9 protein-coding genes are annotated in these 8,231 nt (G+C 43.7%); 6 read left to right on the plus strand and 3 right to left on the minus strand.

Features of this window, described 5'->3' with window-relative positions:
- The 6 genes from V7L97_RS10100 to V7L97_RS10125 form a co-directional block, all read left to right on the plus strand.
- Window positions 1-383: TonB-dependent receptor domain-containing protein (locus V7L97_RS10100; RefSeq protein ID WP_333655607.1), on the plus strand; the 383-nt coding region annotated here is incomplete at its 5' end.
- The gene (locus V7L97_RS10105; protein ID WP_333655610.1) at window positions 353-1,099 is read left to right on the plus strand and encodes an energy transducer TonB; all 747 of its coding nucleotides are present in this window, start codon (window positions 353-355) and stop codon (window positions 1,097-1,099) included. The genes V7L97_RS10100 and V7L97_RS10105, both read left to right, overlap by 31 nt.
- A gap of 13 nt (window positions 1,100-1,112) precedes the next feature.
- Window positions 1,113-1,874 (plus strand): DUF2162 domain-containing protein, encoded by a 762-nt coding sequence (locus tag V7L97_RS10110; protein WP_333655612.1) that lies wholly within the window; start codon window positions 1,113-1,115, stop codon window positions 1,872-1,874.
- Window positions 1,871-2,494 (plus strand): MotA/TolQ/ExbB proton channel family protein, encoded by a 624-nt coding sequence (locus tag V7L97_RS10115; protein ID WP_333655614.1) that lies wholly within the window; start codon window positions 1,871-1,873, stop codon window positions 2,492-2,494. Before V7L97_RS10110 ends, V7L97_RS10115 begins: the two co-directional genes overlap by 4 nt.
- Window positions 2,463-2,801: a DUF2149 domain-containing protein gene (locus V7L97_RS10120; protein ID WP_333655616.1), complete on the plus strand. Its 339-nt coding sequence runs from the start codon at window positions 2,463-2,465 to the stop codon at window positions 2,799-2,801. Before V7L97_RS10115 ends, V7L97_RS10120 begins: the two co-directional genes overlap by 32 nt.
- A gap of 195 nt (window positions 2,802-2,996) precedes the next feature.
- Window positions 2,997-7,046 carry a cobaltochelatase subunit CobN gene (locus tag V7L97_RS10125; protein ID WP_333655617.1) on the plus strand — a complete coding sequence of 1,350 codons (4,050 nt, stop codon included), beginning with the start codon at window positions 2,997-2,999 and terminating at the stop codon, window positions 7,044-7,046.
- Window positions 7,047-7,058: 12 nt separating this feature from the next.
- On the opposite strand, the gene V7L97_RS13070 is transcribed toward V7L97_RS10125, so the two are convergent.
- From V7L97_RS13070 to V7L97_RS10135, 3 genes are all read right to left on the minus strand, one after another.
- Window positions 7,059-7,283 (minus strand): type II toxin-antitoxin system HicA family toxin, encoded by a 225-nt coding sequence (locus tag V7L97_RS13070; protein ID WP_442891814.1) that lies wholly within the window; start codon window positions 7,281-7,283, stop codon window positions 7,059-7,061.
- Window positions 7,273-7,494 carry a type II toxin-antitoxin system HicB family antitoxin gene (locus V7L97_RS10130; protein ID WP_333655619.1) on the minus strand — a complete coding sequence of 74 codons (222 nt, stop codon included), beginning with the start codon at window positions 7,492-7,494 and terminating at the stop codon, window positions 7,273-7,275. Before V7L97_RS10130 ends, V7L97_RS13070 begins: the two co-directional genes overlap by 11 nt.
- 160 nt (window positions 7,495-7,654) lie before the next feature.
- Window positions 7,655-8,164 (minus strand): rod shape-determining protein, encoded by a 510-nt coding sequence (locus tag V7L97_RS10135; RefSeq protein ID WP_333655621.1) that lies wholly within the window; start codon window positions 8,162-8,164, stop codon window positions 7,655-7,657.
- Between the last annotated feature and the right edge of the window lie 67 nt (window positions 8,165-8,231).

Raw genomic sequence — 8,231 nt, forward strand, 5'->3', positions numbered from 1 at the left:
TGAGGCTCTTTGCCAACTTTACATATACCAATGCAAAGATAAAGAAAAACGATGCAAAGCCTGCGACAGAAGGCAAGAGGTTGACTCAGGTTCCTGAGAGGATGTTCAATGCCGGCGCTGAATTTGAAAAAGGCGCATTTTCAGCGGCGCTCACAGGCAGGTATGTAAGCAAGAGATTCTCAAACGATGAGAACAAAGATGTTGTGAACAATGTCTATACCTCTTACGACCCGTATTTTACTGCAGATGCAAAGGTCTCGTATAAGCTCACAAAGTTTGCCACTCTCTCTTTTTCCGTAGATAACATCTTGGACAGGGATTACTTCAGCTATTACAAAGCGCCCGGAAGGTCATGGTTTGGAGAGATAACATTAAGGTTTTAGAGATGAAGGCAAGGGCATTGCCATTGCTGATTTCAATGCTGATGCACATGGCGATGATTGGCGTTTTTGCCTTCACAAATAAAGAAAAAGAGAGAATCTTTCGTGTGGAGTTAATGATGCAGGATATGGGATATATACACCAAACTCAAATAAAAGAGTCATATAGGATATCGCCCAGACCCTCTGCCTTATCGGAAGATGTAGATTCTTTTCTGCCTCGCGAGGAAAAGACAGAGCTAAAGACCGATAGCGCTAATAAGATGGAAACATCGCAGGCAATAGAAAGTATTAAGCCGAATGGCATCATGGCTAAATTCACAGATTCCATTTTAACCGGCGCAGATAAGGGAGCGACTGAAAAATCATTGCCCGATGCAAGATCGGGTAGCGATTTAACTGTAAAGGTTACCGGTCATGGGGGCGATGTTATAGAAACCGAATTCGGCTCTGCTAATGCCCCGTCATTTGTAAAAAAGGTAATGCCTGAATATCCGCGCCTTGCCAGAAGGTTTGGCAAAGAAGGCAAGGTGGTATTAAGGCTTTTTATTGATAAACATGGAAAACTTTTAAGCGCCGAGGTTATTGAAAAGGCAGGACATGGATTTGATGAAGCGGCGATTAATGCTGTGAAGGCGTCATCTTTTCAGCCTGCAAGAGTAAACGGCAAGCCTGTGGACTGCAAGGCAATATTGCCGGTCAGTTTTAGACTGCAATAGGAGGAGGATAAATATGGATTTAAACATCGTCTTGTGGATTGGAGGCATGCTTTTCAGCCTCGGCATATTTGCCGTTAAGGTAGGCTTCGGACTCGGATTTAACGGAATAAGATGGAAAGGCATCTTTCTAACCCTTTCTATGTATATTGTGTTGTTTGTTCTTATCGCCATACTCTCGGAACATTTAATCAAAATACTTGAGCCTGTTTTAAGAAAAGGCCCCTACCTCCATGCTGCTATGGCAGCAGGGATGATTACATGGGGAGTCATTTTGCTCAGAAGACAAAGCGGCAGAGCGCCAGAGCAAGAGATAAATTCAAAATTTAGAATTCAAAATTCAAACTCATCACTCGTTACTTATCACTCGTTACTGTTGTTAGTTCCTTGCCCGGTCTGTCTTACTGCCATGACCTTTTCAACGTGGTCGGCTTTGAGCGTGATTAAACTGCCGTCTGTTATAGTCGGGCTTGGACTGGGAATAGCGTTTATTTTGCTGGTTCTCGCCGTTTATTTTTCCTTAAAGCTTATAACTCTTAATTCATCGCTCATAACTCAAAGGATTGGGCTCGGTTTGAGCATGATAGCGATAGGGCTTTATTTCATTGCGTCTCTATACCTTCCGGCAAAGATAGAAGAGGCAAAAGGCATATACATCTCATTCCTTACAGACAACAGCAATGTTGATATGAATAACAGTATCGGCGTGTTCGCGATACTTTTTGTCTCTCTTATCATCGGCTGGTTTGCAAATAAAAAATCGGAGGTCAAAAAATGAATATCTTTGCAGGACTCGAAACATTTTTGTATGTAATATCGTCGGCGCTTTTTTATCCCGTAGTTGCAGGGCTTGTGCTGCTTACATTCTGGATTGTTATCTTCTTCGGCGGTTTTCTGCGGGAGTATCTGGAGAGGAGGCAGGGAGTCTCTCATCAAGTGGCAAAATATAAAAAGGCAATTAATTCAAATATTCAGCCTTCAGCCCTTAACCTTCAGCCTGATACCTTTGATATCAACCTTGAAAGGCTGCTTCAGGAAACAGAGCTTGCCCTAATTAAATCTCTTGATAAAATCAGATTTGCCATTCGTGTTGGTCCTGCCCTTGGCTTGATGGGGACATTAATCCCTATGGGCATTTCACTTTCTGCCCTTGCACAGGGAGACATGCCGAAGATGGCAGGCAGCATGGTTACAGCATTTACAACAACTGTTGTAGGTCTTGCCTGCGGCATGGCTGCATATCTGATGTCAATGGTGAAGGAAAAATGGGTAAGGGCAGATATGAGAGAGATGGAGTATATGACGGAGCTGATGCTCAGAACCCGTGAAATGGAGAACAGAAGACATATTGAGGAGGAAGTTGAAGATGAGATTTTTGAAAAGACGGAGAAGGTTTGAAAAATATGAGCAGCCCCTTGAAGACCCAATAGCAGGGGTTGCCAATCTTTTTGATGCGAGCGTGGTTTTTATCGTGAGCATGATGATCGCCCTTTTTATGGCATACAACATTCTTGATTTATTGGATCCGAAATCAGAGGTCACCATCACAAAAAAGACCGCCGATGGAAAGATAGAGGTAATTACAAAAAAAGGCAGAGAGATTAAGGCAAAAAAAGTTACTGATAAAAGATTAAGCGGCGAAGGACAGAGGCTCGGAACTGCATATCAACTGAAAGATGGAAGGGTAATTTATGTGCCGGAATAACGACAAATTAGTGTGGTTTATGCTTTTTGTCCTGAATCTTAAAATATATTGCAAAACCACCCAAAGCAATTACTGCTATAGCAGCGACGATGGCAATGATATCTGTTGGATAAAGTTCCATTTTAATCCTCCTTTTCTTTGCTCGGCATTAATACATAACCCACATATAGTAAAACGACCGAAAGGAGGGAGGCTATGATAGCACTGGCAAGCCTTATCTTCTCCGAAAAAAAGGAACTTATAGCTATCGAAGTTAGTAGATATTTTGCTAAATCAAAAGCTACCCTTGCCAGTTCTTTTCTGCCCTACCTTTTTTCCATAGTTAATGGTATCATCCTGCTTATCTTTTGCCAAACTGCTCATGCAGAGCCTTTTAAAATCAGTCTTCTCCTCGGAGACACACATTCAAGGACTGCCATAGAGGCGGTTAAGGCAGTTAAAAATCAGCAGTCGGCAGCCAAGGATATTTCATTTCATGTCTATCCGTCAAAGGACATACGAAGCAAAAACCTCTCACATCTCAGGGAATCAAGACTTGTAATAATTCTCATAATGGGAAGACAGCTTATTGATGCTGTCAGACCGGAGATTGAAGATGTCATCAAAAATGGCGGGAAGGTTTATGCGGTCGGCGGGACATACGATGATGACCACAAAAAAATGGGAATACTGGTTGATGAAAGAATAAAGGAATATTATCAGCACGGCGGCACAGAGAACTTTAAAAACATGATCTTCTATGCATTAAAGAAGGATTTTGCTTTTGATGTTTCATACGGCGATGCTGTGAGGACTCCAGAATGGGGCATATACGAACACAGAACGAAAAGGATTTTTGAGGATTTCGAGAGATATAAAGAGGGCTATACATCTTACAGAGAAGGCAGACCGTGGATAGGCGTTGTCTTTTATAAAAACACCGTTGAATCAGGGCAAACAAAACATCTCGATGCTGTTATCGAAAGTCTCGAAAAGGAAGGGTTTAATGTTTTGCCTGTGTATGGCTATCCGTCAGAGGCGTCTGTAGAAAGGTTTTTCTTTGATGAAAAAGGAAAAAGCCGCATCAGGCTTATTATTGGCATTGGCATGAAGATAGGCGTAAATCCAAAGATTGCCATACCTCTTTTAAGCAGACTCGATGTCCCTGTTATTAATGCCATCACCCTTTACAGTCAATCAGAGGATGAATGGAGAAAATCGCCTGCAGGCCTTGACATCTTTGAGAGGTCATGGCAGATAGCCGGCCCTGAAATGGCAGGGATTATTCAGCCCACTGTCATTGCATCAAAAGAAAGGATGGCTGACAGAGAGACAGGCATTGAATACATAGAAGAAAGGCCGATACCCGAAAGGATAAAGAGGCTCACAGATAGGGTCAAGGCATGGATAAATCTTCAGGAGAAACCTAATAAAGACAAGAGGATTGCAATTATCTATTACAACTATCCACCTGGAAAACAGAACATAGGGGCTTCGTATCTCAATGTGCTGCCGGAGAGTCTCTATGAGATACTGAATAGGCTGAAGACTGAAGGATACGATATAGAGGGTCAAGGATCAGGGGTCAAGGGTCAGGAGATTAGCAAAGAAAGGCTTTTTAATGACATTCATAATTATGCACGGAATATTGGAAACTGGGCTGCCGGAGAGATCGACAGGCTTGCAAAGAGTGGAAAGCCAATACTGATTCCGATTGATACATATAAAGGATGGTTTGAAGAACTGCCGGAAGGACTAAAAAAGGCGATCATAAAAAACTGGGGCAGGCCCGAAGACAATAAGATAATGTCATGGACAGGCGGCAGCGGCACAAAATATATAATCATACCTGCTGTTCGATATGGAAATATTATTTTTACTCCCCAGCCCTCAAGGGGATGGGAGCAGGATGCAAAGAAGCTCTATCATGATGTCACCCTTGCCCCGCATCACCAATATGTAGCCTTTTATCTATGGCTTAAAAAAGGGTTTCAAGCGGATGCTATTGCGCATATCGGCACTCACGGCACGCATGAATGGCTCTCCGGCAAAGAAGTAGGCTTTACAGATGAAGACCCTCCAGAGGCGCTGATACAGGACTTGCCCAATATATATCCATATATTGTTGATGATGTCGGAGAGGGGCTTCAGGCAAAGAGGAGAGGCATGGCTGTAATCATTGACCATATGACGCCACCATTTGATAAGGCTGGAATGAATAAGGAATTAAAAGAGCTTGCTGCCCTTATCAGCGACTACAATGTGGCAAAGGAAAAGAGTCCTTCGCTGGCAGAGACAAAACTTTTAGAGATAAACAAACTTGCAAGGAAGATCGGCGTCCTGACCGATTTAAAACTGAAAGCGATTAAGACAGAAGATGAGATTGAAGAACTTGAGCATTACATAAAAGAGATTTCAGAAAGACAGACTCCATTCGGACTTCACACCTTCGGAAAATCTCCTGAAGAAAAATACAGGAAAAGCACGGCAGAGGCGATACTTTCTATTGAAAAAGGGCTGTCAGATGAAGAGAGGGCAAAGAGGATTGCTGATTATGAACAAAGGATAATACAGTCTGGACAAAGGGAGCTTGATTCCTTTGTTGCTGCGCTTAACGGCAGGTATGTGCCCGCCGGGCAGGGCAATGACCCGATAAGAAATCCGGACTCACTCCCTACAGGCAAGAACTTCTATTCCTTTGATCCCACGAGAATCCCATCAAAATCCACATATGAAATGGGTGTTAAGTTAGCAAAAGAGCTTATTGAAGGCTATAAACAGAGGCACGGAACATATCCTGATAAACTCACATTTAATCTCTGGGGTGTTGAGACCATAAGGCATGAGGGCGTGATGGATTCCCAGATTATGTATCTCATGGGTATAAAGCCGAAATGGGATGAAAGGGGAAGGGTTATCGGCGTTGAGGCAATATCAAGAAATGAGCTCGGAAGAGCGCGGATAGATGTAACCATCGTCCCATCGGGTCTTTACAGGGATCTGTTTTCTAATCTCATGGCATTACTTGATAAGGCTGTAAGTTTAGCAAAGGAGCAAAAAGAGGAAGATAACATCCTCCGTGCCAATGTGCTGAAGACAAAGAAGATGCTCGTGGAGAAAGGCATTGCGGAAGATAAAGCGGAGAGACTCGCATCTGTAAGTTTATTCACCGTGCCTTCAGGCGCTTACGGGACAAATCTTGATAAGGTAATTCCTCTCTCAAACACATGGGAGAATGAAAAACAGGTTGCGGATGTCTTCTTCATGAGGATGAGCCATCTTTACGGGCAGGGGTTCTGGGGAGAAAAAATAGAGCAACAGAGCGACAGTGCTACAGTGCTGCAGGAAGACATAAGTCTAACTCTTTTTAAGAATGCCCTTTCTGGCACAAAAATAGCAATTCACAGCCGTTCTGGAAATGTTTATGCAACCCTTGACAATGATGACTTCTTCCAGTACCTCGGCGGCACTGCAATGGCAATCCGCGCTCTGGATGGGAAGACACCTGAGGTGTATGTTACTAATATGTCCAATCCGAAGATGCCGAAGCAGGAGACCCTTGAGAAATTCATGGGCAGGGAGATGAGGGCAAGGTATCTCAATCCTGAATGGATAAAGGCAATGATGAAGGAAGGCTATGCAGGTGCTCGGTTTGTTGATAAGGTTGTAGAGCATCTCTGGGGATGGCAGGTGACAGTGCCTGAGGCAGTGGATGCGGCAAAGTGGAACGAGATGTATGAGACATATGTTCTGGACAGGAACGGATTGAACATTAAAGAGATGTTCAGGCAGTCAAAGAACATGTGGGCATATCAATCCATTGTAGCGAGGATGCTTGAGACCGTGAGAAAGGATTACTGGAAGCCTGATAAGAAGGTCATCGAGACCCTTGCAAAGGAATATGCAGAAAGTGTTAAAGAGGTAGGTCTTGCATGCTGCGACCACACATGCAATAACCCATTACTAACAAAATTTACATCATCTGTTTTGATGTCTGTGCCTGGATTAAAAAATCAGGTACAGGGGTTCATGAAGGCATTACAAACAGTCAAGAGCCCAGAGTCAGGAGTTAAGAGTCAAAGAACAGAAAGCAAGACAGGTAATAAGCAATTAGCTCCTGATGGAAGCGGCAAAAGGGTGGAAGGCTATGAAATGCAGGATGTGAGTGCAGCTACTGGTGCATCATCTGCGCCGATACCGTATCTATTTCTCATGGGATTTCTGGTTTTTATTGGACTCATTGCATGGGGATTCAGGAGGAGGTGAAAGAAGGCTTTCTCATGTTTCAAATTCTGTGCGGGGAATGCCGGATTGTCTAATGATAGAAAGCAGAGTGCCAATTCTAATTTCACCGTGATTAGGGACTGGAACAGTAATAGTCCCTTCAGACAGTTTTTTCTGCATTACTATGTGGCTTCCGCGCTTTCTTACTTCAATGAAGCCATGTTGTGCCAGGATTACGCATACTTCCTTTCCAGAAAGAACGCGAAGCTTACCTAACAGCGACCTCGACCTGAGTCACGAAAATATCCTCATGGAGCCGCTGCTTTATTTCTTCCGGCGAGGCTGTTTCAAAAAATAATTCCAACGCCTCTTTAAGATTATTGCGTGCCTGCTCGATGGTATCGCCTTGGCTGGCGATGTCGAGTTCAGGACACAGAGACACGTAACCATCTCCCTCTCTTTCAATGATTGCGGTAAGCTTATGTACCATGCTCCCTCCCTGTTATGCTTTTAGTATTATTATACACCACCTGAAATCACAGGCGGAGCGAAACAAGTTTCTTGTATTCCATGAATTGTCTCGTTCCTCTTTAAGAAATAGGGAATGATTCCCCAGAAATAAAAAGAATGAGCACATAAAAATATCCCCCTCAAAGATCCAACATCGAGGCAAACGGAAGTATAGATCGGGCGCCGATCACTACGGCATTGAGCGGGTCAGGAGCAAGACATACTTTCAATTCGGTTTCTGCTGAGACCCTCTCACGCATACCTGGCAACAGCGCACCTCCACCCGAGATTATAATACCGCTATCGATAATATCGCAGTACAGTTCGTTCTGCATCTCTTGTAAAAGCGTGGTAACCCCACTTAGCATGGTTTTGATAACAGGTTCTATAGAATAGTATAGCTGTGTTGCGGGAAGCCACTCCGTAATCGGGTTATCTTGCTCGTATTCTTTATCACGATACGGATATGAAATATCGAAGTTTCGCATGCCGTACTCTGCCGCATCCTGTGTGACAGAGATACTCCATTTCTCCATGACCCCTTTCTTTACTGCTTCCCGTAGCTCACAACAACCGACTCGAACTGCCCGGCTTGCTATGATAGCGCCTTCTTTAATAATTGCGCAGTCGGTGACTCCTTCGCCGATTATCGAGGATCATATGAGCATATGGTGACAGCATATCAACTCCGGAGCCGATAGCTGCCGCGAGCGGTTC

It is taken from the genome of Dissulfurispira sp. (genome assembly GCF_036745535.1).
Lineage (GTDB): Bacteria > Nitrospirota > Thermodesulfovibrionia > Thermodesulfovibrionales > Dissulfurispiraceae > Dissulfurispira.

Coding starts and splice junctions, on each gene's coding strand:
- V7L97_RS10105 (WP_333655610.1), top strand. CDS start 353: ATGGTTTGGAGAGATAACATTAAGGTTTTAGAGATGAAGGCAAGGGCA.
- V7L97_RS10110 (WP_333655612.1), top strand. CDS start 1,113: ATGGATTTAAACATCGTCTTGTGGATTGGAGGCATGCTTTTCAGCCTC.
- V7L97_RS10115 (WP_333655614.1), top strand. CDS start 1,871: ATGAATATCTTTGCAGGACTCGAAACATTTTTGTATGTAATATCGTCG.
- V7L97_RS10120 (WP_333655616.1), top strand. CDS start 2,463: ATGAGATTTTTGAAAAGACGGAGAAGGTTTGAAAAATATGAGCAGCCC.
- V7L97_RS10125 (WP_333655617.1), top strand. CDS start 2,997: ATGATAGCACTGGCAAGCCTTATCTTCTCCGAAAAAAAGGAACTTATA.
- V7L97_RS10130 (WP_333655619.1), bottom strand. CDS start 7,494: ATGGTACATAAGCTTACCGCAATCATTGAAAGAGAGGGAGATGGTTAC.